The organism is Kordia sp., from assembly GCF_965283645.1.
Taxonomy (GTDB): domain Bacteria; phylum Bacteroidota; class Bacteroidia; order Flavobacteriales; family Flavobacteriaceae; genus Kordia.
This window is the reverse complement of the sequence record NZ_CBDIPG010000001.1, coordinates 4,849,883-4,873,380: the sequence shown is the minus strand read 5'-3', so window position 1 is coordinate 4,873,380 and position 23,498 is coordinate 4,849,883. Positions and strand designations below refer to the sequence as shown.

General features: G+C 33.5%; 26 protein-coding genes. 13 read left to right on the top strand and 13 right to left on the bottom strand.

Features of this window, described 5'->3' with window-relative positions; translation table 11 throughout:
- Window positions 1-314 precede the first annotated feature (314 nt).
- From ACQ654_RS21385 to ACQ654_RS21375, 3 genes are all read right to left on the bottom strand, one after another.
- Window positions 315-3,755 carry a methylmalonyl-CoA mutase family protein gene (locus ACQ654_RS21385; RefSeq protein ID WP_430412378.1) on the bottom strand — a complete coding sequence of 1,147 codons (3,441 nt, stop codon included), beginning with the start codon at window positions 3,753-3,755 and terminating at the stop codon, window positions 315-317.
- 101 nt (window positions 3,756-3,856) lie between these two features.
- Window positions 3,857-4,798: an MBL fold metallo-hydrolase gene (locus ACQ654_RS21380; protein ID WP_430412377.1), complete on the bottom strand. Its 942-nt coding sequence runs from the start codon at window positions 4,796-4,798 to the stop codon at window positions 3,857-3,859.
- Between the two features lie 12 nt (window positions 4,799-4,810).
- Window positions 4,811-5,263 carry a hypothetical protein gene (locus ACQ654_RS21375; RefSeq protein WP_430412376.1) on the bottom strand — a complete coding sequence of 151 codons (453 nt, stop codon included), beginning with the start codon at window positions 5,261-5,263 and terminating at the stop codon, window positions 4,811-4,813.
- Window positions 5,264-5,441: 178 nt separating this feature from the next.
- On the opposite strand from ACQ654_RS21375, the gene ACQ654_RS21370 reads away from it, so the two are divergent.
- From ACQ654_RS21370 to ACQ654_RS21355, 4 genes are all read left to right on the top strand, one after another.
- A complete protein-coding gene (locus ACQ654_RS21370; protein ID WP_430412375.1) occupies window positions 5,442-6,149 on the top strand; it encodes a DUF4197 domain-containing protein in 708 nt (235 codons plus the stop codon).
- Window positions 6,150-6,383: 234 nt separating this feature from the next.
- A complete protein-coding gene (locus ACQ654_RS21365) occupies window positions 6,384-7,742 on the top strand; it encodes a dihydrolipoyl dehydrogenase family protein (protein ID WP_430412374.1) in 1,359 nt (452 codons plus the stop codon).
- A 149-nt stretch (window positions 7,743-7,891) separates the two neighbouring features.
- Window positions 7,892-8,374 (top strand): DUF5763 domain-containing protein, encoded by a 483-nt coding sequence (locus ACQ654_RS21360; RefSeq protein WP_430412373.1) that lies wholly within the window; start codon window positions 7,892-7,894, stop codon window positions 8,372-8,374.
- A gap of 122 nt (window positions 8,375-8,496) precedes the next feature.
- Window positions 8,497-8,700, top strand: coding sequence for a putative signal transducing protein (locus tag ACQ654_RS21355; RefSeq protein WP_430412372.1), 204 nt, complete (start codon window positions 8,497-8,499; stop codon window positions 8,698-8,700).
- 110 nt (window positions 8,701-8,810) lie between these two features.
- Here ACQ654_RS21355 and ACQ654_RS21350 read toward each other — a convergent pair whose 3' ends face one another.
- Window positions 8,811-9,083 carry a hypothetical protein gene (locus tag ACQ654_RS21350; protein ID WP_430412371.1) on the bottom strand — a complete coding sequence of 91 codons (273 nt, stop codon included), beginning with the start codon at window positions 9,081-9,083 and terminating at the stop codon, window positions 8,811-8,813.
- 194 nt (window positions 9,084-9,277) lie between these two features.
- Here ACQ654_RS21350 and ACQ654_RS21345 point away from each other — a divergent pair, with 194 nt between their 5' ends.
- From ACQ654_RS21345 to ACQ654_RS21335, 3 genes are all read left to right on the top strand, one after another.
- Window positions 9,278-10,978: a helix-turn-helix domain-containing protein gene (locus ACQ654_RS21345; protein WP_430412370.1), complete on the top strand. Its 1,701-nt coding sequence runs from the start codon at window positions 9,278-9,280 to the stop codon at window positions 10,976-10,978.
- Between the two features lie 295 nt (window positions 10,979-11,273).
- Entirely contained in the window at window positions 11,274-11,498 is a 225-nt protein-coding gene (locus ACQ654_RS21340; protein WP_430412369.1) for a hypothetical protein, read from the top strand.
- Between the two features lie 172 nt (window positions 11,499-11,670).
- Window positions 11,671-12,750, top strand: coding sequence for a M15 family metallopeptidase (locus tag ACQ654_RS21335; RefSeq protein ID WP_430412368.1), 1,080 nt, complete (start codon window positions 11,671-11,673; stop codon window positions 12,748-12,750).
- Here ACQ654_RS21335 and ACQ654_RS21330 read toward each other — a convergent pair whose 3' ends face one another.
- The 4 genes from ACQ654_RS21330 to prfA all read right to left on the bottom strand — a co-directional run bounded on the left by ACQ654_RS21330 (window position 12,751) and on the right by prfA (window position 16,435).
- Complete coding sequence (locus tag ACQ654_RS21330) at window positions 12,751-13,257, bottom strand: hypothetical protein (RefSeq protein WP_430412367.1); 507 nt, start codon at window positions 13,255-13,257, stop codon at window positions 12,751-12,753.
- Window positions 13,258-13,542: 285 nt separating this feature from the next.
- Window positions 13,543-14,334, bottom strand: a complete 792-nt coding sequence (locus ACQ654_RS21325; protein WP_430412366.1) for an ABC transporter substrate-binding protein — start codon at window positions 14,332-14,334, stop codon at window positions 13,543-13,545.
- Window positions 14,335-14,370: 36 nt separating this feature from the next.
- Window positions 14,371-15,186 (bottom strand): orotidine-5'-phosphate decarboxylase, encoded by an 816-nt coding sequence (gene pyrF, locus ACQ654_RS21320; protein WP_430412365.1) that lies wholly within the window; start codon window positions 15,184-15,186, stop codon window positions 14,371-14,373.
- 172 nt (window positions 15,187-15,358) lie between these two features.
- On the bottom strand, window positions 15,359-16,435 hold the full coding sequence (gene prfA, locus ACQ654_RS21315; protein ID WP_430412364.1) for a peptide chain release factor 1: 1,077 nt from the start codon (window positions 16,433-16,435) through the stop codon (window positions 15,359-15,361).
- A 178-nt stretch (window positions 16,436-16,613) separates the two neighbouring features.
- On the opposite strand from prfA, the gene ACQ654_RS21310 reads away from it, so the two are divergent.
- The 5 genes from ACQ654_RS21310 (at window position 16,614) to ACQ654_RS21290 (ending at window position 18,740) form a co-directional block, all read left to right on the top strand.
- The gene (locus ACQ654_RS21310; protein ID WP_430412363.1) at window positions 16,614-16,784 is read left to right on the top strand and encodes a hypothetical protein; all 171 of its coding nucleotides are present in this window, start codon (window positions 16,614-16,616) and stop codon (window positions 16,782-16,784) included.
- A gap of 157 nt (window positions 16,785-16,941) precedes the next feature.
- The gene (locus ACQ654_RS21305; RefSeq protein WP_430412362.1) at window positions 16,942-17,232 is read left to right on the top strand and encodes a hypothetical protein; all 291 of its coding nucleotides are present in this window, start codon (window positions 16,942-16,944) and stop codon (window positions 17,230-17,232) included.
- Window positions 17,233-17,366: 134 nt separating this feature from the next.
- Complete coding sequence (locus ACQ654_RS21300) at window positions 17,367-17,654, top strand: hypothetical protein (RefSeq protein WP_430412361.1); 288 nt, start codon at window positions 17,367-17,369, stop codon at window positions 17,652-17,654.
- 335 nt (window positions 17,655-17,989) lie between these two features.
- The gene (locus tag ACQ654_RS21295; RefSeq protein WP_430412360.1) at window positions 17,990-18,304 is read left to right on the top strand and encodes a hypothetical protein; all 315 of its coding nucleotides are present in this window, start codon (window positions 17,990-17,992) and stop codon (window positions 18,302-18,304) included.
- Between the two features lie 166 nt (window positions 18,305-18,470).
- Complete coding sequence (locus ACQ654_RS21290; protein ID WP_430412359.1) at window positions 18,471-18,740, top strand: hypothetical protein; 270 nt, start codon at window positions 18,471-18,473, stop codon at window positions 18,738-18,740.
- A 79-nt stretch (window positions 18,741-18,819) separates the two neighbouring features.
- On the opposite strand, the gene ACQ654_RS21285 is transcribed toward ACQ654_RS21290, so the two are convergent.
- The 4 genes from ACQ654_RS21285 to ACQ654_RS21270 form a co-directional block, all read right to left on the bottom strand.
- Window positions 18,820-19,674, bottom strand: coding sequence for a DUF5777 family beta-barrel protein (locus ACQ654_RS21285; RefSeq protein ID WP_430412358.1), 855 nt, complete (start codon window positions 19,672-19,674; stop codon window positions 18,820-18,822).
- 82 nt (window positions 19,675-19,756) lie between these two features.
- Complete coding sequence (locus tag ACQ654_RS21280; protein ID WP_430412357.1) at window positions 19,757-20,152, bottom strand: hypothetical protein; 396 nt, start codon at window positions 20,150-20,152, stop codon at window positions 19,757-19,759.
- A complete protein-coding gene (locus ACQ654_RS21275; RefSeq protein WP_430412356.1) occupies window positions 20,130-20,675 on the bottom strand; it encodes a YceI family protein in 546 nt (181 codons plus the stop codon). The genes ACQ654_RS21280 and ACQ654_RS21275 overlap by 23 nt, the downstream gene beginning before the upstream one ends.
- A gap of 25 nt (window positions 20,676-20,700) precedes the next feature.
- Window positions 20,701-21,078 carry a c-type cytochrome gene (locus ACQ654_RS21270; RefSeq protein ID WP_430412355.1) on the bottom strand — a complete coding sequence of 126 codons (378 nt, stop codon included), beginning with the start codon at window positions 21,076-21,078 and terminating at the stop codon, window positions 20,701-20,703.
- A 390-nt stretch (window positions 21,079-21,468) separates the two neighbouring features.
- On the opposite strand from ACQ654_RS21270, the gene ACQ654_RS21265 reads away from it, so the two are divergent.
- Window positions 21,469-22,008: a peptide-methionine (S)-S-oxide reductase gene (locus ACQ654_RS21265; protein WP_430412354.1), complete on the top strand. Its 540-nt coding sequence runs from the start codon at window positions 21,469-21,471 to the stop codon at window positions 22,006-22,008.
- Window positions 22,009-22,187: 179 nt separating this feature from the next.
- Here the strand turns inward: ACQ654_RS21265 and ACQ654_RS21260 are convergent, their stop codons facing one another.
- Window positions 22,188-23,369 carry an AIR synthase related protein gene (locus ACQ654_RS21260; protein WP_430412353.1) on the bottom strand — a complete coding sequence of 394 codons (1,182 nt, stop codon included), beginning with the start codon at window positions 23,367-23,369 and terminating at the stop codon, window positions 22,188-22,190.
- Between the last annotated feature and the right edge of the window lie 129 nt (window positions 23,370-23,498).

Genomic DNA, 23,498 nt, shown 5'->3' with positions numbered 1-23,498 from the left:
TTGTTTGGATAATATTTTAATTTGAATCTGTCCACAGTTCAAGTAAACTATAAGATTTATTTAGGGTTTGTTTTTCAACATTTCTTATTCTTTGCTTTCCCAAAAAATACTGAACCAAGTTCACCACAGGCTTCACAAAAGAAAAGGAATTTTTCTAGAGGCATTTTTAGTTTTTCTCTCGAGAACTAAAACCATAATTGTCTATCTAAATTTTTTCCAAGGCTTCAAAAAATTCTTAACGAAAAATTCCTGTTACTACTCTAAAAAAGAAGAATAACAGGAAGTTTTATTTGGTAAGATACTATGTTATAATATTACATATTTCTTCGATATTGTCCACCAACCTCAAATAACGAAGCGGTGATTTGACCTAACGAACATACTTTACAAACGTCCATTAAGGCTTCAAATATATTTTCGTTGTTGACAGCTTTCTTCTGTAACTCAAGTAATAACTCGTCTGTGTCATGTGCGTTATGAAGATTTTTTAAGATATTGATTTGATATTGCTTTTCTTCTTCCGTTGCACGAATAACTTCTTTTGGCACTACCGTTGGCGAACCTTTACTACTTAAAAATGTGTTTACACCAATGATTGGAAATTGTCCGTTGTGTTTCAAGGTTTCGTAGTACAAGCTTTCTTCCTGAATTTTAGAACGTTGATACATGGTTTCCATGGCACCTAAAACGCCACCACGTTCTGTAATTCTGTCAAATTCTGTTAATACAGCTTCTTCTACTAAATCGGTTAATTCTTCAATGATGAACGAACCTTGAATTGGATTTTCGTTTTTCGCTAATCCTAATTCTTTGTTGATGATTAATTGAATTGCCATTGCGCGACGAACCGATTCTTCCGTTGGTGTCGTAATCGCTTCATCGTATGCGTTTGTGTGCAACGAATTACAGTTGTCGTAAATTGCGTATAATGCTTGCAACGTGGTACGAATGTCGTTAAAATCAATTTCTTGTGCGTGCAAACTACGTCCAGAAGTTTGAATGTGATATTTCAACATTTGTGCTCTTGAGTTTGCACCGTATTTATGTTTTAAGGCTTTTGCCCAGATTTTACGTGCTACGCGTCCGATTACAGCATATTCAGGATCGATTCCGTTTGAGAAGAAGAATGATAAGTTTGGACCAAATTTGTTGATGTCCATTCCTCTACTTAAATAATACTCTACATATGTGAAACCGTTAGACAATGTTAACGCTAACTGTGTAATTGGATTTGCGCCTGCTTCCGCGATATGATATCCAGAAATAGAAACCGAATAGAAGTTACGCACATTATTCTCTATAAAATATTCTTGTACATCTCCCATTAATCGCAATGCAAATTCGGTAGAGAAAATACACGTGTTTTGTGCTTGATCTTCTTTTAAAATATCCGCCTGAACCGTTCCACGAACCTGCGCAATCGTTTTTACTTTGATATCATTATAAACATCCGCTGGCAATACTTGATCTCCAGTAACACCCAAAAGCATTAAACCTAAACCGTTGTTACTTTCGGGTAAATCGCCATTATATCTTGGACGTTCTTTTCCTTGGTAAATTGTTGCAATTTTTGCTTCAACCTCAGCTTCAAGTTCGTTCTCTTTGATGTAAATTTCACATTGCTGATCAATTGCCGCATTCATAAAGAAACCTAACAACATTGGAGCCGGACCATTTATCGTCATACTCACTGACGTCATTACATCTGCTAAGTTGAAACCAGAATAGAGTTTTTTCGCATCGTCTAAACAACAAATTGAAACTCCTGCATTTCCAATTTTACCATAAATATCTGGTCGTACATCTGGATCGTTTCCGTACAAAGTTACACTGTCAAAAGCCGTTGATAAACGTTTTGCTGGCATTCCTGCACTTACGTAATGAAAACGCTTGTTGGTACGTTCTGGTCCACCTTCACCTGCAAACATACGTGCCGGATCTTCTCCGGTGCGTTTGAAAGGATATAATCCTGATGTGTATGGAAACTCTCCTGGCACATTTTCTTGCAAACACCATTTTAAAATATCGCCCCAAGCTTGATACTTTGGCAACGCAACTTTTGGTATTTGTTGATGTGATAAAGATTCTGTATGTGTTTCTATTTTGATCTCTTTGTCACGAACTTTAAATGTGTAAATCGGGTTTTTGTATTTGTTTACTTTATCATTCCAACCGTTGATGATTTCCCAGTTGTACGGATCAAGATTTAGCTTTACGCGATCAAACTCTTTGAGTAATAATTTTACAAGATCAATGTCTTCTTCTTTCTCGATTCGATCTAAAATAATCGTTTCATCCAAACCAATTTTAGACATGAATGACAGTTCTACTTCGCTCGATGTTACATTGGTTACTGAAGCAATTGTTTTGTAGATTCCGTATAAACGTTGTGCTACTTCTACTTGCGTATCTGCTTTTTTGTCGTATGCTCTGTTATTTTCAGCAATTTCAGATAAATACCGTGTTCTTGATGGTGGAATGACGAATATTTTCTCGCTCATTTCACTCGAAATCTTAGAAGTCGATTGTAAATCTGCTTCCGTTTTTTCTACCAATTTGTCCATCACGCCTTTGTACAACGTGTTCATTCCTGGATCGTTAAACTGAGAAGCAATGGTTCCAAATACTGGCAAATCGTCTTGATGTACGTGCCATAAATTATTGTTACGCATGTATTGTTTTTTTACATCACGCAACGCATCTAACGAACCTCTTTTGTCAAATTTGTTGATGGCTACTAAATCAGCAAAATCGAGCATATCAATTTTTTCTAATTGTGTAGCCGCTCCAAATTCTGGAGTCATTACGTACAAAGCCACATCACTGTGTTCCATGATTTCCGTATCCGATTGTCCAATTCCAGACGTTTCAAGAATGATAATATCGTATTCCGCTGCTTTTAATACTTGTACTGCTTCGTTTACATATTTTGAAAGTGCTAAGTTCGATTGACGTGTTGCCAAACTACGCATGTACACTCTTGGTGAGTTGATGGCGTTCATACGAATACGATCGCCGAGCAATGCGCCACCTGTTTTTCGTTTTGATGGATCAACCGAAATTAATCCGATAGTTTTCTCTGGAAAGTCAATTAAAAATCGACGCACTAATTCGTCTACTAAACTTGATTTTCCTGCACCACCAGTTCCTGTAATTCCTAAAACTGGTGTTTTTGATGTTTTATTTTTTTCGTGAATTGTATCTAATGCATCTTTTGCAACTTCTGGAAAGTTTTCTGCTGAAGATATGACACGTGCAATCGCTTTTGGATTTTTTTCGTGTAGCACATTTACTTCTCCATTTAACGTATCGCCAATGGCAAAGTCTGATTTTTGCACTAAATCGTTAATCATTCCTTGCAATCCCATTTCACGTCCGTCATCTGGTGAGTAGATACGTGTAATTCCATAGTCCATTAAATCTTTAATTTCTTCTGGAAGAATTACACCGCCACCGCCACCAAATATTTTGATGTGTCCTGCACCTTTTTCCTGTAACAAATCGTACATATATTTAAAGTACTCATTGTGTCCACCTTGATATGAAGTCATTGCAATAGCGTTTGCATCTTCTTGAATTGCAGTATTTACTACTTCTTCCACACTTCTATCGTGTCCTAAATGAATTACCTCAACACCAGTTGACTGAATGATGCGTCGCATAATATTGATTGCGGCATCGTGTCCATCAAATAATGATGCGGCTGTAACAATTCGTACTTTGTAGGTTGGTTTGTAAGGTTGCGCTTGTTCCATATCTGTAATGAAGTATCTATTTTGAGGGTGCAATTTACGGAATATTCAAAAAAATCGAACATTTTTTAAGAAATATATAAGAAATGAAAACGTTGAAAATTTTAGAGTTCAACACGCATTCCTTCTACTGCAAATTGGTAACCTTCTCTTTTTAAATCGTTTTTTAATGAATTTGAATTTTGCAATGCAGGATTGGAATGATTGAAGTGAATAAATATGACCTTGTTTTTAATTTCCCAATCTTCGTTTTCAAAGAGTTTCACCGTTTCTACAATGAATGGATGCGGCACTTCACTCATAGGTCTTGGAATTTCGCCTTCTTTTAAAAAGGTTGCATCTAAAAACGCATAATCTACTTTTTTGACTTCTTCTACAATGTCTTTTTCCCACAGTTGCCATTTGTTAATGTCTGGAATAAATAATGCTGATTTGTGTTTTCCTTGAATTTTGTAACCAACTGTTTCTGAGAATTCGTCACGATGCGGCACTAGAAAAGGCGTTATTTTGAGTCCGTTTGTCAAATCTACGGAAGTGTGATGCTGCATTTTTTTTAATTTGATATTTTCCAAAGCAACCAATTGACTCCAAGGGCCATTCGTTTCTAAATAGCTTTTCATTTTTGGCATTGCGTACACAGGAACTTGCGTTGCGCCCATAGCTTCACGACCGAAAAACATGAGTCCTGTATAATGTCCAATGTGTGCATGTGTGAGAAAAATACCGTCAATTACGGTTGTTGTTTCAAGCTCATTTGATAGATGTTGAATTTGTTGTGTGATATCAGGTGTGGCATCAAACAACCATTTTTTCTTTGCTTCGAGATCAATTAAACCCAAACAAGAAATCAACTTTTTTTCAACTTTTCCATCATGATAGGGTTGGCAACACAATTTGTTACAGTTTATTTGCGGATAACCCGCATCTTGCGCAGTTCCTAATACCATAATATATTGTCCGTGAACTTCAGGTATTGGCTTTGGTTTTTTTTCTTGCGGACAGCTCATAAAGAGTAACGGAATAAGAAGTAACCATACTTTTTTCATTGTGTGTAGCTTTTAATATTTCCCAGTTACATGATCACTCATTAGCTTGTAATAAAAGTCATTTAAACGTTTTGCATTGTGTTCTTTTTCGATTACTTCTGCAATTTCGTTGTAATATTTTTTATCGGAATGCCTAAATATTAGCCAAATATTAAGTTTGTCACAGTTGATGCGTTCATCAGGTATCCAGCCGTATTTCTTGGTCAATTTGATGAGTTTTTCTGTGTTTTCATCATCAAGTTTTCGTTGCAATACCCAAACAGAATCTTTTACTTTTTTCGAATAGGTACTTTTACTTCCAAACTTTCCATCTTTTAAAATTTTTCCATTTCGATACATTTGGTCATTTTCAACCATTTTTCTAAGCGTTTTACACATTTCGGTAGTATCTGTAATGGTTTCTTGTCCAAAACTTACAAGTGAAAAAAATAGGATGCTAAAAAATATGTATATGCGTTTTTTCATGAGGTATTATTTAAATTTATAAGATACTACATTATTTTTTCTTGAGTTTGAATGCAATTAAATTTCATTGAAAACCAAAGAGATGTTATAATTATTCATGTATTTTTGTGATGTACATTTTGGATTTGATTAAACCTTTTGTACTTTATACTGTCTAAAATACCTTAAATATATACTCATGAAAAAAATCATTATTGCTTTTGTCGGATTGTTTATGTTGAATTCTTGCGCGGAGTTGCAACAAGTTGTAAATCAATTGCCACAAGGCGGAACACTTGGAAATGCTGATATTGCAGCAGGATTGCGACAAGCTTTAGATTTTGGAATTGATAAGCAAGTACAAAAACTAACATTGAAAGATGGTTTTTATGGTAATAGTCTTGTTAAGATTTTAATGCCAGAAGAGTTACGAAAAGTGGATAAAGCTTTGCGCGATATCGGATTGTCAAGTTTGGCTGATGATGGAATTAAGTTGTTAAATAGAGCCGCAGAAGATGCCGTGAAGGAAGCTACTCCAATTTTTGTGAATGCTGTAAAAGATATTACGTTTGCGGATGCTAAGAACATTTTGTTAGGAAATAATGATGCTGCTACTCAGTATTTACAAGGAAAAACGAATACGGCTTTGTACGGAAAGTTTCAACCTGTAATTCAAAATTCGTTTGCAAAAGTTGGCGCGGATAAAATTTGGACAGATTTGATTAATCGCTATAATAAGATTCCTTTTGTAAATCAGGTAAATCCAGATTTAACAGATTATGTAACTACGGAAGCTTTAAAAGGTGTGTATACAATGATTGCCGTTGAAGAAGCTGAGATTCGCACAAAAGTAGGTTCACGAACAACGGCATTGTTACAAAAAGTGTTTGCACTACAAGATAAATAATAATTTCTAATTTTCAGATACCATATAAAACGCCTTTGTGAGATTTTAAAATTTCATAGAGGCGTTTCTTTTTGAGCAGTATTCTGAGATCAATCGTAATTTCTACAAGTGATTTTTAAATTAGTGATCTCATAAATTCTTTTATTGACTTTTAGCGAATCAGTTCATAATTGAATCATTACAATTAATAAAAGCTTATTTTCTACCTTATTTTTGATGAAATTCTAAAATTTTATGACAACTAAACATTATAATGTATTTGTAATTGGTAGCGGAGTTGCAGGACAAACTGCCGCAAAAATTTGTGCAAAAAATGGGCTTTCAGTCGCAATTGCAGACAAACAAGCTTTTGGTGGCACGTGCGCTATAAGAGGTTGCGATCCTAAAAAAATACTATTGCAATTTGCAGATTTGATTCAGAAATCTGAACAATTAGAAGGTTTGGGTATAAAAAAATTACCTAAAATTAGTTGGAGTGATATTCAAAATTTTCAAAAATCGTTCACAGAAAAAATTCCAAAAAGTACAGAGGAAAATTTAGCAGAATTAAAGATCGATATGTATCATCAATCTCCAACATTCATTTCTGAAAATGAAATTGAAGTCGAAGGAAAAAAAGTGACTGCAGATACATTTGTAATTGCATCTGGCTTAACGCCTCGAAAATTAAACTTTGAAGGCGCAAAATTTCTGAAAACAAGTGCTGAAATTTTCCATCTTCCTAAAGTTCCTAAGTCTGCAACTTTTATTGGTGCTGGTTATGTAGGTATGGAGTTTTGTTTTCTTTTATCAACGTTAGGATGCAAGGTAACTTTGATTGATAGCGGCGCACAAGCTTTATCACAATTTGATGATTTTTTAGTTGATAAATTGGTTTCATCAATGAAAAAGAAAGGTGTGAAATTTGTGTTTAATGCCGAAATTGAATCCGTAGAAAAAAAGAAGAAAAGCTATAAAATTCATTACAAACAGAAAGGTAAAAGTAAGACTGTAACATCAAAAATAGTGTTTAATACTTCAGGGAGAGTACCTGCTACGGCATTATTAAATTTGGAAAAAGCAAACATTCAACATGATGAAACAGGTGTTATTGTGGATGATTTTTTAGTAAATAAAACAAATAAAAACGTGTATGCTTGTGGAGATGTTTCGAGTAAATCTTTACCATTAACGCCACTTTCTGGTTTGCAAGGATATATTGTTGGAAACAACATTCTCAAAAAGAATTCAAAGGAATTTGAAAATCCATTAGTGCCTTCAGTGGTTTTTACGCATCCAAATTTAGCTACGGTTGGGTATTCGGAAGCGGAAGCTAAAAAGCGCTATAAAGATGTTATCATTTTTAAAGGTGATGCTTCAAATTGGTACAATGCAAAAAAGGGAAATGCAGCTGTTTATGCTTTTAAAATTATAGCAAATAAAAGAACCAACGAGATTGTTGGCGCACATTTAATAAGCGCTGCGGCAAATGAAACGATTAATATTTTTGCAACAGCCATCAATACCAAAATGACCATTGACGAATTTAAAAAGATGATTTTCACCTATCCTTCGTATGCAAGTGATTTAAAAAATATGCTGAAAGATGCCTAATACTAATCTATACTATTTACTAAAGTATATAAAATACCGTGATGAGATTTTAAAATTTCATACTGATGTTTTTTGTAGAGTTGTTTTACGGTAAACCGTACACTTAGGTAGAAATGTTTTTATAATTTTATACACTATTTTTGATTGTTATGAAACATCTTCTCTCCATATTTTTTCTACTTGCTATTTCATTTCAATGTGATGCCCAAGACGTTTACAAAACACCTTCGGGAAAGCGATATCACCTGAGCTCATGTAGAATGGTGAAAAATGTGTCGAGCAAATTGGTTGGACTTGAAACTATTCGTACTTCTAAACTAACACCTTGCAAAATTTGCAAACCACCGCCAAAACATCAATTAAAAAAACGATTTACAGCTGAAAATAAAGCTGTTGGCACATCTACTCTAGTTCGTTGTAAAGGAGTTACTCAAAAGGGAAAACGTTGCAAACGAAACACAAAACTAGGAAATGGTTATTGTTTTCAACATACCAAACAAAATAGTAGTACTACACCAATTCGTGAAACTCCTACAAATTCGTCAAGCACAAGATGTCTTGGAAAAACAAAATCAGGCAAACGTTGCAAGCGAAATGTAAAAAATGGTCGTTACTGTTATCAACATGATTAAGGTTGAATAATTTAAAAAGATTTTGAAGAATACTATGTATTGATTGATGAATATAACACGTCTATTTTATATGATAAATGCTTAAAATATCGTATCTTAATAGTTCAACAAAAAAATACTATATGAGTAAAGTAAAAGTATATGCAAGTAATTCGCAAATTAATGTAATGAGTGCACGAGAAATTTTAGCGAAAGCCGAAATTAACTATCACGAAATCAATAAAATGGATACAGCTTACGCTGGAATTCTTGGTGGAGATATTGAATTTCACGTAGCAGAAGCTGATGCAGAAAAAGCCTTAGAAGCATTGGTTTCACTAAAATAACATACTCGAATTACTATTTAATGTCCGAAATTCAAAATTGGAGTTTTAAAAAAGCTAGGCAAAATTGCCCAGCTTTTCGTTTCTATTATGTATTTGTATTGAACTGATTATTAATCGCCACCACCAATATGAGAAGCGCATCCTTTTCTTGCGTTACTTAATGGATCATCTGTAGAACTTCCGCATGATGGGTCTTTTGTTGTACATGTAGCTTCATTATTCGATACACAAGTGGCTGGATCTGCTGATCTACAAATAGCTGGATCAACTGAAGTACCACACTCCACTCCAGTTGTTAGTCCTGCTCCTATAATTTTATAGTGACCACGAACAGATGCAATAGTATACTTTTTTAGGCTGAGGAATAAACTTTTTTTTTTCATAATTTTGAGTTTTATTTTTAAGCTAGTGCATCTCAAAACTACGATTATTAATTACTATATAATACTGTCTTACTGCATTATATACAGACAATTGATCTATTGTCACTATCAAAATCTGTTTTCAATTTATCATCAATAAAAAGGAGTTCATTTACTTAAAAAAAAATGTATTTTCGTATTTATAGATCATTCGTATGACAGTAAAACACTATTACATTATTGCCAGTTTTCTTTTAATTAGCTTCCCTATATACAGTCAAAAACAAATTTTGAAAGATTCTGATTCTTTATTGCAAAAAGATTTTAAAGAATTACGCACACAGTTTTATGAAACTAATTCCGATGTAAAAGCTAGCTTATACGCAGATGCGTATTTAAAAAAAGCAAAACATCTTGAAGATTCAAAAAGAATTATTGAAGGCTATTATTACAAAGGTCTAATGGATTCTGATTCGTTAAAAATGAAATATATTGATAGTTTAACCCAATTATCAGTTAAACGTAAAGATCACTATTTAATGGAAAATGCTTTGATTATTAGAGCTGGAGATTTTTTTCAAGCTCAATCCTACAAAAAAGCATTGAACTTATATGTAAAAGCTGAACAATACGCTAAAAAAAGTAACAACGATCGTATGTTATTTAATATTAATTATAATATTGGGATTACCTATAATATAATAGGAGATTATGAAAATGCGCTAAAAACACTTAAAAAATCATTAGTAAATTCTGAAAAATTAGGCTTTCAAGATCAGTCTAGACGCTTAAAAATAATATCTAGTTTGGCAACTTCTTACAGACGACTTGGTTATTATGACTCAGTGACACACTACACTACACAAGCGATTAAACAAACGAAAAAACGACCTAATTACAAGTATTTATATAATCTACTTGTACTTAAAGAGGGTATGAATTTATATTTTAAGAAGAATATTTCAAGTGCCATTGACAGCATACAAAAAACAATTCCTTTTTTTGAAAAGAAAGAAGATGATTCAAACTTAACATATGCTTATTTTTATCTTGGAAAAACACACTTAGCAACTCAACGTACAGAAGAAGGAATTGATTATTTAAAAAAAGTAGATTCCATATTTTTAAAAGTAAATTACTTATTTCCAGAAACAAGAGAAACGTATGAGCTTTTAATTGACCATTATAAGAAGAAAAAAGATTTAAAAAAACAACTTACTTATATTGAGCGATTGCTACGTTTGGATAGTATCTTACACGATAAAGAATTGTACTTAACCAAACATATTTCAGAAGATTACAACACACCTAAATTGTTGGCTGACAAACAACAAGTCATTACATCACTTCAAAGAAAAGAACAAACCTATCTTTTAAGTATTATTGGAGCAATTGCTTTAATTCTACTAATTGGCGGGTTTTTAATTTATAATTATATACAACGAAATGTATATAGAAAACGCTTTGAACAATTACTAAAAGATCAAGAAAATAATAAACAACATACAATTATTGATGTCTCTGATCGTAAAAAAAATGAGTTAAATATTCCAGAAAACATTGTTACAACTGTATTGAATAGTTTGACTGTTTTTAAAGAGAAAAACGAATTCTTATCAACCAATATTACTTTGCAAAAATTAGCAAAACGCTTAAAAACAAATCATAGTTATTTGTCTAAAATTGTAAATGTATATGAAGGGAAAAGTTTCAACACATTTGTGAACGATTTACGCATTGAATACACCGTAAATCGGTTACAGAACGATGCAGTTTTCAGAAAATATACTATTGATGCCATTGCAGAAGAATCAGGTTTTAGTAATACCCGAACATTTTCAAGAGCTTTTCAACGAAAAACCAATTTAAACCCTTCGTATTTCATCAAAAATTTAAATGCTTCACATACAAACTAGTTGTTCTTTTTTACTCTTTTTCACCTTAAAAAAAGACAATAGATGAATTGTCCTATAAAATCATTTATACCATTCTAATTGTATTCAAAGCTTTTATAAAGTATTCTACAAATTCAAGATTAACAAAATTAAAGTACTGAATATCAATTATATAAATAAAATTTAAACATGGTTATCTAGAATTCATTTTCATAGTAAATATCAAATGTCATTATATAAACTGACCAACCAAGCACTTTTTTGAGGTAGTTTGTTTATATAGTTTTACGTCAAGTTTAATCAAAACATTCACATTATGAAAAAAGCCAAATTACAACACAGAACATTAAAATTAAATAAAGGCAGCATTGCTGATTTACAAGCTGGAAACATTTTCGGAGGAGAAGACAGAGGTGGAAAAGGTAAAACTTCGCAGAACAATTGTGTAGAGTCAGAAACATGTTCAGTAGCATGTCCAAGTTATTATACAACTTCATGCGTAGCTTGCCCTGATCCAAGCGGCGATACTGCAACGTATTGATAGTGTATATATAATTCAATAATTATATATCATTTGATGGAATCGTCTGGAATTTTTCTAGGCGGTTCCTTACTTTTTATACCAATTTTGAAATCTTCTCAAAACTACGTGTTTTCACCCTTTTGTACATTGCGTTTTTTTCATAATTTGTTAGCTATAAAATGTATACTCCATGGAATGTTCAAATTTGCTTGAAGCGGCTTTACATAAAGGTGATGTTAGTACGTCACTATTTCAAGGTTCTTCTGATAAAGAATTAATTGTCGATTTACAACGTACGCTTTTTGAATTAGGCTTTCAAAAAGAACTCAAACTATCTAATTATGAAGCCGACGGAGATTACGGTCCCGCAACTGTAACAGCAGTTGCAGCATTTGCCACTAAAAACAATCATCCTAGTGATGGAAAAACTGTTTCAAATGAATTATGTAAATTAATTTTACAACGACATGATTTTCTTCCAGAAATGTACTTATTATGGGCAATTCATACGTCTGATTTACGAACCAGAAAATATATTTCCAAAGGAACACGTACTAGTATTTCTGCCATTCAAACATTCTTATACACTATTGGGTACGGAACACAACTCAATTTTGCAAAGTATGGTGCTGACGGATTGTACGGAAATGGTACGCGTACAGCAGTACTAACGTATACCAAAGACAATCAAATTGATTCGGATGGCGATTGGCTCTCACGTCCCGTTGTTGATCTTTTCTTAAAAGATATCAATGTGTTTTATGGTAGCAAATGGATGGATCATGCTCCGAAAAATTTACCCAATAAAAAATCTCCGTTGGTATTATTTGAAGGGTCAAACTTTCAAGGAAAACCCTGTAGAGCTGATGTTCAATTTGTGCCTGCGCTAGAAAAAATTAATGGGTATGCGGTTCAAGCTAATGTATATATTTATGTCACGAGTTCATTTAGAACGACAACTAATGTACGAGGTGCCATTGTGCCACCAGCCACGTTTTCTAATCATTTGGCAGGTCATGGAATTGATATGAATATTGTGTATGGAAATAATTTGTGGGCAAATTCAAAAGTTTTGACAAAATATCCAAATGTTCCGCAACCTGTAAAATATTTTTTAAGTCTAATTATTGACGACCCAGAATTACGTTGGGGCGGGAATTTCAACACAAAAGATCCTGTACACATTGACGATCATTTAAATAAAAATCGTGCTGTATGGAAAAAAAGATATCAAGCCATGCAAGAAGCTGTGCAGCTAGGAAAAGTATAACTATTTTTTTTCTTTTATATACAAACCATCAAATACGGTTGTCCATATTTTTTGATCTGGAGACATTTCCCAATGTTGACGGACAGAACCATTTTTATTTAGTGTCCATGTAACTCTATTGACGTATTTTTGTCCTTTTGGAGAAATTACTTCGTCACTTTGTAGAATCATTTGGTTGCCTACTCTATTTCCTTTTAGGTGTAAATTCCCTCCTTGATTGTCTACCCAAATTTGTTCCCATTGTTTCTTTTGTGCATCGTAAAAATTGTAACTCGTTCCTGTGTAATTTCCTTTGGCACTCGTCCAGTTTTCTCGCAATACACATTCATCTTCAATTTTGGTAATACTATTCTTTCCAGCTGGAGTTCCGTCGGTATTAGTAACATTCCACATTCCTATCCAAAAATCAAATGCTTGATGATTTTCAGTACAACATGCACACGGTTTTTGTTGAGCATTTACAGTAAAAGCAATTAGCATACATACTAGCAATACAACTTGTTTCATACTTTTTAGGGTTTTCTTAAGAATAAACAAGATACTACAAAACCACATTCAACATCGTTAATCAATTGTTAAACAGCATTTTAAAACTATCACACGAATGCTTTTAGCCTGAATATCAAGAAGTCAACTTTTACAATTCTTAACATTTTTTAATCTATTTCTAATATTCTCTTAACATACTGAATGTGGTTTTCATCATATATTTGTACTGTTGTAAAAATCTAATACAACAAATTGGGTTAGTTAAAGAAATTAAATCGGGTCTCATTGCCCGATTTTTCTTGTTTATAGACTTTCGTGAAGTTTCTTGAAATAAGCAAATGCTTTTGCCAATCGTGAACCGTACCAACTAAAATATTCGCCATCTACAAAAACCACTTTTGCATGGTGTGTACATCGTCCCAATTCAAACGCGTGTGCTGACTTAAACGGATAGGGTTCAGAAGACAGCATTACAATAGCTGGATCGCCTTGTAAACGTATTTTTTTAATTTCTACTTCTGGATATCTTCCGTGTGATTCGTAGATGTTTTCAAACTTACATAACGTTAATAAGTAATTGATAAATGTGTCTTTTCCAGCCACCATCCAAGGCTTTCGCCAGATAAAATACGCTACTTTTTGAACAGGAATATCTTTTACAAATGCTTGAAAATCTCGCAAGTAAAACTGAATCTTATCGTTTATTTTTGATGCTTCTGTATTACATCGAAATATTTTTCCATATTGAGAAATCATCTCCAACGATTCGTCAATATTTTTCACATCAGAAACATGTACAGGAAATAACTTTTCTAGAGTTTCTACAATTTCTTTCGTGTTTTCTTCTTTATTACACAGAATAATATCTGGTTGCAATTCCTTTATTTTTTCTAGCTTGATGCTTTTCGTTCCGCCAACAATCGCTTTTGTACTTTTTAAGTGATACGGATGTACGCAGAATTTTGTAATTCCAACAATACTGTCTTCTAAACCTAAATCGTACAGTAATTCTGTTTGAGACGGCACCAATGAAATAATTCGTTTTGGAGTCGTTTCAAAAAAGAGTTCTCTGTGTAATTGATCTTGGATTTTCATACTTCGGCAAGCTCAGTATTTAGTAGAATTAAACAATTATGCTAATAAAATTTCCGCCATTTGTGTTTGTAAGTCTTTGGCTTTTTTGGCTGCAGCCGAAGCAAAATCTTCTTGTTGTGAAGCGTAAATAATTCCGCGAGAGGAATTGATTAACAATCCAACATCTTTTGTCATTCCGTAGTTGCAAACATCTTGCAAGTTTCCGCCTTGCGCGCCAACACCTGGTACTAATAAGAAACTTTCTGGAATAATTTCTCTAATTTCTCCTAAAAACGAAGCTTTTGTTGCGCCAACTACATACATTAAATTCTGGCTGTTTTCCCAACTTTTAGATGTTTCCAATACATGTTTGTAAACTTCCTTGGTATCAATAGTTTTCGTTTGAAAATCGAACGCGCCCTGATTTGAGGTTAACGCTAATAAGATGGTATGTTTTCCTTCAAACGCTAAAAAAGGTTCTACAGAGTCTTTTCCCATGTATGGAGCAACTGTAACTGAATCGAATGCCAAATCTTCAAAAAATGCTTTTGCATACATGCTTGATGTGTTTCCAATATCACCACGCTTTGCATCCGCAATGGTAAATATTTCAGGATGATTCGTATTTAAATACTGAATCGTTTTTTCTAACGCCTGCCAACCTTTGATTCCGTATGCTTCATAAAACGCAGTATTGGGTTTATAAGCAACTGCCAAATGATGTGTAGCGTCAATAATTGCTTTGTTAAATTCAAATATAGGATCTTCCGTTTCTAATAAGTGAACTGGAATTTTTTGCAAATCAACATCGAGTCCAATACAGAGAAAGGATTTCTTTTTGTGTATTTGTGCAATCAGTTGTTGTGTTGTCATTAGTGGTTGTTAGTTGCTATTGATTAGGCTTGTTATTTCCGTTAAAGCTCTATCCATCGTCGAGCTGAACTTGATTCAGTTTCTCATAACGATGAGTCTTGTTTTTTGTGTGATTCTGAGTCAAGTTCAGAATGATGAATTATAGAATTATTTTTGAAGACTAAGACCAAAATTACATAATTTCGCTAGCGTCTTTTAGCTTTTGTGTGTTTTCAACGAGCATTAATTCATCTAATATCTTTTGAATATCTCCATTGATAATATTTGATAAATCATATAATGTTAATCCAATTCTATGATCCGTTACACGACCTTGTGGATAATTATAGGTTCTAATTTTTGCACTTCTATCTCCTGAAGAAACCATGCTTTTACGACGTTCAGAATCGGCCGCAAGTTTCTTTTCTAGTTCTTTTTCGTATAAACGAGAACGCAAAACTTTCAATGCTTTTTCTAAGTTTTTGTGTGATGATTTTTGATCTTGACAACTTACCACCAATCCTGATGGTCCGTGATGCAAACGAATTGCCGAATACGTTGTGTTTACGGATTGTCCTCCAGGACCTGTAGATGTAGTTCGTTCAATACGAACGTCGTTCATATCTAATTCTACATCAAATTCTTCCGCTTCAGGTAATACCATTACGGTTGCCGCACTTGTATGCACACGCCCTTGAGTTTCTGTTTGTGGCACACGTTGTACACGATGTACACCAGCTTCAAACTTCATTGTTCCGTATACATCTTCACCTGAAACTTCAAATATAATTTCTTTGAATCCGCCAGAAGTTCCTTCGCTATAATCAACAACACTTACGTTCCAACCTTTTCCTTCACAGTATTTTGTATACATACGATGCAAGTCACCTGCAAAAATACTAGCTTCGTCACCACCAGTTCCTGCACGTACTTCAACTACGACGTTTTTACTATCTTCTGGATCTTTCGGAATTAGCAAAAACTTAATTTCTTCTTCTAGCTGTGGAAGTGCTTCTTTAGCTTCTTCCAATTGCATTTTTGCCATTTCTACCATTTCTGCGTCACTTCCATCAGTAATGATTTCTTCTGCTTCAGAAATGTTATCAATCAATTCTTTATAAATATCTCGTTTTTCAACCAGCGTTTTTAAATCTTTATATTCTTTGTTGAGTTCAACATAGCGTTTTCGATCAGCAATAATATCTGGTTGAATGATTAAATCATTTACTTCATCAAAACGTTGTTTTACTATTTGTAATTTGTCTAACATGTAACTTTCTTCTTTTCAGGTTCGCAAATTTACAATTTTTATTGATTGTTTCAGATTTTATGCGTTACATCTAAAACAGTTCTTGCAATAAAATCATTTTCTTTAGTAATTACTTGACTTATCTTACTTTTAAATTGTATTTTTAGTATAATTAATTAACAAAAATAAACTTTCACACATGAAAAAAAGAGGAATTAACTCATTAAAATTAAACAAAAGAAGCATTTCATCATTAAAAGAAACCGTAAAAGGAGGACTACACAGACCTTTAGACGAAAGCGATTGCTCTTCATACGGTAACGGACAATGTGACGAAACATATTGTAATTGTGAAACACAAGAAATCTAATTTTATCACATTAGAGTAAATCTAAAAAACCGCATCATTTTCAATTGAAGATGATGCGGTTTTCGGTTATAAACACTACCAATCTTATGGGAAATCCATATATTTTTGAAATTACTTTCTTGTAACTTTAGTTTTTAACCATAATACAATATTTATCATGAAAAGAAAGAAAATCGTTTTAGGAAAGTTAAGCTTAAAAAAATCTAAAGTAGCAACCTTAGAATCTCAGAGTGTTACAGGAGGATTTCAGTCGTGGACAGGAACGGCAGAACCCTGTTTTCTAACCGAGTTTGGATGTAATCAAACAAACGACTGTGGCACACAAGTAACGTGTCTTACATGTGATTGTACTTATACACGTTTTAATTGCCCAACCAATGGTTGTCCACCACCAACTTTAGTTTGTAATTCGCATTCGGTTTGTCCACCAGGTGTATATTGCTATTAAAAAGTAAGTTTTGTCTTATGATTTTTCCTTTTTTAACATTTGAAAACACAAAAACTTACTGTTTATATGGTTTTCGCTTACGTGAGTAATTGATCATTTTATTAGTTTTAGTCTTTAACCATAAACTTATTATCATGAAAAAACAAAAGTTAAACCTAGGAAAGCTAAATTTGAAGAAGTCTAAAGTGGCTTCGTTGGAGTCAGAAAGCATTACTGGTGGATTCCAGTCTTGGACAGGAACTGCTGAGCCTTGCTTTACAGATTTCTTCTGTGGACCAGCTACGCAAAACTGTCCTACTAATGGATGTGTAACTAATGGTTGCCCTCCACAAACAGGAAACTGCCCAACAAATGGTTGTCCGCCAGCTACACTTTTATGTGGTTCGCATTCAGTTTGTCCTCCAGGAGTTTACTGTTACTAAGAATAACCAGTTTATAGATTAAAACAAAAAGGCTTTCAACTATTTGAAAGCCTTTTTACATTTACATTTTAAAATAGCGTAGTGTCTGTATAGTTTAAACGCATATCAATACTCTACTATTTTACTATTTTTAGTACATAACCATCAACCTAGCTACAGCAATACTTTCAGTTTGCAATTTGGAAGTTTTCTATTCTAAAATAAAGACTATCAACCACTTGAAATATTTATTTTAACATTTAAGTTCAAGAAAACTTACTGTTTGTATGGTTTAAACTTATATCAATAGCTTATTACTTTGTTATTTTTGTTACTTAACTAAAACCTATATAATCATGAAAAAAAAGAAGGTAAATTTAAGACAGTTAGCATTGAACAAATCTAATGTAGCATCGTTAGAATCAGGGAATTTAACAGGTGGTACTAGTGGATTTACTGGCGGATTCCAGTCATGGACAGGAACAGCAGAACCATGTTTTTCTGACTTTGGTTGTGGACCACAAACGCAAAACTGCCCATCAGCAGGTTGCCCGCCACAAACGCAAAACTGTCCTACTAACGGATGTCCAACACCTACGAATGGTTGTGGAATTACTGTATTTGTATGTAATTCAGATTCAGTTTGTCCGCAAGGAGTTCAGTGTTACTAAAATAAACACGTATTATCAAGAAAAGGAGGCTTTTAGTTTGTATACTAAAAGCTTTTTTTATACCATTTATTTTCATTTTCATACCATCTACACAGTATTATTTACGATCTTTTTTTTCACAATTTCCTTTTCCTAGATTTGAGTTTTATTAAACAAAACTCATAGTATGAAAAAACAAAAAGTATCGCTGAAGAAACTAAATCTTTCAAAAACTAAAGTTGCATCTTTTACTGAAAACAACATCCTTGGTGGTGGCTCATTTTTATGTTTAACAGATAATGGTTGCGGACCTGAAATGTCTGTATGGCCAAATATTTGCCCTATTTCGCATAACTGTCCGCCTGCAACACATACATGCCAAACGGTAAATTGTAATTCCTTTGCTTGTCAATCGGTAGTATGCGAATCAATAGTTTGTGCATCAGTTGTGTGTTAATAAACAATATAATTGATATAAAAAAGGCTTTCTATATGTATTAGAAAGCCTTTTTAGTAGGTTACGTTCTGCTTATTTTTTAAAATACACGCACAATATTGAACCCGAAGAAGATGTCTCCGTCTCCCCAATCGCCTTCTGCATAACTAAGAAAACCAGGTTCGTTCGTTGATTGTGCATTCGAAAATAGTAATTGAAATACGTGTCCGCCAGTTTCAATGTCTACACCAATTGTTAATGGATTTCTGAATGCTGTATTGTCTGCTCTGCTAAAGTTGTATGCATAATCTAAGTTGATCGACATACGTTTACTTACTTTTAAACGTCCACCTGCGCCCATGGCAAATTGATCGTGTTTTTGTGAAGCTTCTAAAGTTAAGTTTTGACGTACGTATGATGGCGCTAATTCTAACGAAAAATTGTTATTGAATCTTCTTGAGATTAGTAATTGTGTTGTATAACTCAATCGATCTTCGAATTTTAAGAATGGAAAACGATCTTTCCGAACTTGCGTGTTAATGTTTACCGTACTGTAACCAACTAGATTTACGGGAAAACTCGTTGATTGGCTTTTTAGTTTCACTTTCGTAGATAACGCATACATTTGACGTAATGATTCTCTACTGACACCAAATTGCCAACCATCAAAAAGTCCGTACACAAGTTGAATTTTCGTATTTGCATTGTCAAATCCAAAAAACGTTGATAATCCGTCGTCTAATGTTCCAAATCGGTGAGAAACATATAAGTATAAATCTCCTTTTGCCGCTACTTTTGTCGATTGTAAGTTTCCAATTTTCATGGCTTTGAATGCTGGCGATTCAAATGTTTCTGGTGTTGCTTCGCCTTCCAATTCGTCAAGTAAATCATCTTGCGCATGCAAACTACCTAGACTACATAAACATAGTAGCGCTAGTATATAATAGTGTTTCATTTGTTGTTTAGTTAGTTGTTTATTATTTAGTGTGAATTAGATATTTGTGTTAAATAATTAATTATTTAACTACAAAGTCACCTTATTTTAGAATGATCGATTTGTCTAGTTTTAGTTCTTCTAACAAATCGTCATACCCGATAATTCTACCTTTTATTTTTGTTTTTTGTCCTTCTGATAGTGTTTCGGTTGAAGTACCTTCTTCTAATTGAAAATAGATGCTTTCATTAATCGAAACGCCTTTTTCATCTTTGGCAGTGATGATTCCTGTGAGTTCTACTACTTTTTCGCCTTGTGTCCAACTTTCTGGATTGTCCTTGATTTTTTCTAAGAAATCTGTCGCGCTTCCTGTAAAAGCAACTTCCATATCTGCAATTGCCGTGTGTGGTTTGTACGCATAACTGTAGGCTACATATCCACCAATTGCGATCACTAAAACCAATCCGAGTAGAATTTTACTTTTTTTCGATAAGCTCATAATTCAAGGTTACGTTAATTTCTTTTGCAATTTTATTTCTTACAATACTTGGAATGTCAATTCCAAAATCTTGTGGTTTTACTGAAAACATTGATTTGATGATAATTTTGTCACCATCTTTGGAAACCATTGCCGTTGTTTGAATGTCTTTGGCTTTTCCGCGTACCGTTAACGTTCCTGATAGTTTCATTTCTTTTGCCGTACTTGATAAATCTGACATGTTGAAATCTTTTAGTTTTCCTTTAAAAGTTGCCTTTGGATATTTATCAGAATCCATGTAGTTTTCATTGAAATGTTCTTCCATCAACGCTACTTTGAAGTGAAATGATTTCATAAATAGTAACGCCGCTATATCGCCTGAATCGGTTTTTAAAATTACCGTTGTACTATTGCTTTTTGCTTCAACAGGTTCAAATGCTTCAACAGAAGCTTTAAAGTCTGTTTCGCCTGTTTTGGTGTAATATTTTTGTGCAGAAACACTTCCGACAACAAAAAGAAAACATAGGATGAGTATTTTTTTCATAAGTATTGTTTATTAATTGTTAGGTTTAATTTTCAAGATATCCGTCTACAATCCATTGGTCAATGATCTGACGTGTTTCAGGTGGTAATATTCCTGTTGGTGGCATCGGATTAGAACCATTGTTTATACGATTTACCAAATTTCCTTGTTCGGCTGCACCTCTGACATTTGCGTAAGTTGACAAGTCTAAACCTGCATTTGCATTTGGTCCACTGTGGCAAAAAATACAATTGTTTGTGATGATTGGTAATACATCATCGTCATAGGTTACCGTTTCTTCAATTGGTGGCAAATCTGTGATATCGCCTTCATCAATTGTGTTTGTAGTACAATTATACAAGAGTAATACCGTTCCTGTAAAAATGAGAAAGATGAGCTTTCGATACGTGTGGTGTGTGGTCATTGTTTTTATTGTTTATTTATCTTTAGGTATCATCATTTTATGTTAAAAATTTCAATATCCAAGCTTCTTCTTAGAAATTTGAAAAAACTTGAAAATAGTAAAACTTCAATTTCTATTGAAGGTTTTGTTTCCCGTGGCTTACCTTAAAATTAAAATAATTTAATTAAAATGATTTAGTGTAAATAACTACGATATTTCCTGTTGACACAAAATAATTATCGTGAAACGGAAATATTAGCGTTGAAAAGGAAGGAATATTCCTTTATTTTAGTAGATGTAGCGTACTATTTTATATTTGCATTATATTGATGAACAGTTATGTTTACTGAATGTAGTTATAAAAACATAGCCAGAAATTTATTCACAACAAGTTAAGAGGTATATATTATTTTGAAAAAACTAACTAGTACAACTATTGCTTTTGGCGGCGGTTGCCATTGGTGTACAGAAGCAGTATTTCAGTCGTTGATTGGTGTACACGATGTGAAACAAGGTTGGGTACAATCTACGGAAGTGAACAACACATTTTCAGAAGCCGTAATTGTACTTTTTAATCCTAAAAAGATTCCTTTAAAGGTACTTGTGGAGATTCATCTGCGTACGCATAAATCTACCGTACAACATAGCATGCGGAAAAAATATCGTTCTGCGATTTATTATTACGAGCAAGCACAACAGGAAACTTTGAATGAGTTACTTACTGATTTGCAAACTAAATTTGAAGATACAATTATCACGCAAGTGTTACCTTTTGTAGCATTTAAAGCTTCACGCGAAGAGATTACCAATTATTATTATTCCAATCCGAAGAAACCATTTTGCGAACAGTATATCAATCCGAAGTTGAAATTGTTGTTGCGTGAGTTTTCAGCATTTACGGAAACGGAGAAGTTGAAACATATTGAAATTGAAGGATTTAAAAAATCGTAAATCACATTCAGGAATTTTATACTACAACAAACTGAATCAAGTTCAGTTTCTCATCATTGATACGCTAGTTTATGTGACGTTGAATCTAGTTCAGCATGACATAAAGTTTCTACGTAAGTAATATAAAACGTTAACAACTAAAAGTATTCTCGACTACGCTCGAATTGACAAGCAGAAAATTAATTATATTCAAACGTTCCGTATGTACTAGAAATCGTTAACTTTTTAGTATCGGAAGCTTCTACTTTTCCAACAATTTTAGCATCAACATTGTAACTTTTTGAAATAGCAATGATGTCTTCTGCAATTGCTGGCGAAACGTATATTTCCATACGATGTCCGCAGTTGAATACTTGATACATTTCTTTCCAATCCGTATTTGATTGCTCTTGAATGAGTTTGAATAATGGCGGAATTTCAAACATATTGTCTTTGATGATATGTAGATTTTCCACGAAGTGTAATATTTTGGTTTGTGCGCCACCACTACAATGCACCATTCCGTGAATGTCTTCAGGAGTGTATTTATCCAAGATACTTTTTATAATTGGTGCGTAAGTTCGTGTTGGCGATAACACTAGTTTTCCAGCGTCAATTGGTGCATCCGCAACAGTGTCCGTCAATTTTGTATTTCCAGAATATACCAACTCACTTGGTACGGCATTGTCAAAACTTTCTGGATATTTTTCGGCAAGATATTTATGAAAAACATCATGACGTGCAGATGTTAATCCATTACTTCCCATGCCACCATTGTATGATTTCTCGTAGGTTGCTTGTCCAAAAGATTCTAGTCCGACAATGACGTCACCAGCTTTTATATTTGCGTTATCTATGACATCTTTGCGTTTCATGCGCGCTGTAACCGTAGAGTCTACAATAATTGTTCGTACCAAATCGCCCACATCAGCCGTTTCGCCACCTGTGGAATGAATGGTTACGCCAAATTCTTTAAGTTCTTTGATGAGTTCTTCACTTCCGTTGATGATTGCCGAAATGACTTCACCTGGAATCGCATTCTTATTTCTTCCGATCGTAGATGACAACATGATGTTATCCGTTGCACCAACACATAATAAATCGTCAATATTCATGATTAATGCATCTTGGGCAATTCCTTTCCACACGGACAAATCGCCCGTTTCTTTCCAATACATGTACGCTAGCGACGATTTTGTTCCTGCGCCATCTGCATGCATGATTAAACAATAATTTTCATCATTTGTTAAATAATCGGGTACAATTTTACAGAAAGCTTGTGGAAATAAACCTTTATCAATGTTTTTGATAGCATTGTGCACATCTTCTTTTGATGCCGAAACGCCTCTCATAGCATACCGTTTTGATACTTCTTGACTCATAGTTGTGTTGTTGTGATGCAAAGATAATTTTTTCAAATAAACACAAGAATTTATATCTAATTAAAAATACGTCATTTGCCTAATGTTATCACTTTTGATTATTAAGCACATTTGTTCTGTAATTTAAAA

Coding starts and splice junctions, on each gene's coding strand:
- ACQ654_RS21385 (WP_430412378.1), bottom strand. CDS start 3,755: ATGGAACAAGCGCAACCTTACAAACCAACCTACAAAGTACGAATTGTT.
- ACQ654_RS21380 (WP_430412377.1), bottom strand. CDS start 4,798: ATGAAAAAAGTATGGTTACTTCTTATTCCGTTACTCTTTATGAGCTGT.
- ACQ654_RS21375 (WP_430412376.1), bottom strand. CDS start 5,263: ATGAAAAAACGCATATACATATTTTTTAGCATCCTATTTTTTTCACTT.
- ACQ654_RS21370 (WP_430412375.1), top strand. CDS start 5,442: ATGAAAAAAATCATTATTGCTTTTGTCGGATTGTTTATGTTGAATTCT.
- ACQ654_RS21365 (WP_430412374.1), top strand. CDS start 6,384: ATGACAACTAAACATTATAATGTATTTGTAATTGGTAGCGGAGTTGCA.
- ACQ654_RS21360 (WP_430412373.1), top strand. CDS start 7,892: ATGAAACATCTTCTCTCCATATTTTTTCTACTTGCTATTTCATTTCAA.
- ACQ654_RS21355 (WP_430412372.1), top strand. CDS start 8,497: ATGAGTAAAGTAAAAGTATATGCAAGTAATTCGCAAATTAATGTAATG.
- ACQ654_RS21350 (WP_430412371.1), bottom strand. CDS start 9,083: ATGAAAAAAAAAAGTTTATTCCTCAGCCTAAAAAAGTATACTATTGCA.
- ACQ654_RS21345 (WP_430412370.1), top strand. CDS start 9,278: ATGACAGTAAAACACTATTACATTATTGCCAGTTTTCTTTTAATTAGC.
- ACQ654_RS21340 (WP_430412369.1), top strand. CDS start 11,274: ATGAAAAAAGCCAAATTACAACACAGAACATTAAAATTAAATAAAGGC.
- ACQ654_RS21335 (WP_430412368.1), top strand. CDS start 11,671: ATGGAATGTTCAAATTTGCTTGAAGCGGCTTTACATAAAGGTGATGTT.
- ACQ654_RS21330 (WP_430412367.1), bottom strand. CDS start 13,257: ATGAAACAAGTTGTATTGCTAGTATGTATGCTAATTGCTTTTACTGTA.
- ACQ654_RS21325 (WP_430412366.1), bottom strand. CDS start 14,334: ATGAAAATCCAAGATCAATTACACAGAGAACTCTTTTTTGAAACGACT.
- pyrF (WP_430412365.1), bottom strand. CDS start 15,186: ATGACAACACAACAACTGATTGCACAAATACACAAAAAGAAATCCTTT.
- prfA (WP_430412364.1), bottom strand. CDS start 16,435: ATGTTAGACAAATTACAAATAGTAAAACAACGTTTTGATGAAGTAAAT.
- ACQ654_RS21310 (WP_430412363.1), top strand. CDS start 16,614: ATGAAAAAAAGAGGAATTAACTCATTAAAATTAAACAAAAGAAGCATT.
- ACQ654_RS21305 (WP_430412362.1), top strand. CDS start 16,942: ATGAAAAGAAAGAAAATCGTTTTAGGAAAGTTAAGCTTAAAAAAATCT.
- ACQ654_RS21300 (WP_430412361.1), top strand. CDS start 17,367: ATGAAAAAACAAAAGTTAAACCTAGGAAAGCTAAATTTGAAGAAGTCT.
- ACQ654_RS21295 (WP_430412360.1), top strand. CDS start 17,990: ATGAAAAAAAAGAAGGTAAATTTAAGACAGTTAGCATTGAACAAATCT.
- ACQ654_RS21290 (WP_430412359.1), top strand. CDS start 18,471: ATGAAAAAACAAAAAGTATCGCTGAAGAAACTAAATCTTTCAAAAACT.
- ACQ654_RS21285 (WP_430412358.1), bottom strand. CDS start 19,674: ATGAAACACTATTATATACTAGCGCTACTATGTTTATGTAGTCTAGGT.
- ACQ654_RS21280 (WP_430412357.1), bottom strand. CDS start 20,152: ATGAGCTTATCGAAAAAAAGTAAAATTCTACTCGGATTGGTTTTAGTG.
- ACQ654_RS21275 (WP_430412356.1), bottom strand. CDS start 20,675: ATGAAAAAAATACTCATCCTATGTTTTCTTTTTGTTGTCGGAAGTGTT.
- ACQ654_RS21270 (WP_430412355.1), bottom strand. CDS start 21,078: ATGACCACACACCACACGTATCGAAAGCTCATCTTTCTCATTTTTACA.
- ACQ654_RS21260 (WP_430412353.1), bottom strand. CDS start 23,369: ATGAGTCAAGAAGTATCAAAACGGTATGCTATGAGAGGCGTTTCGGCA.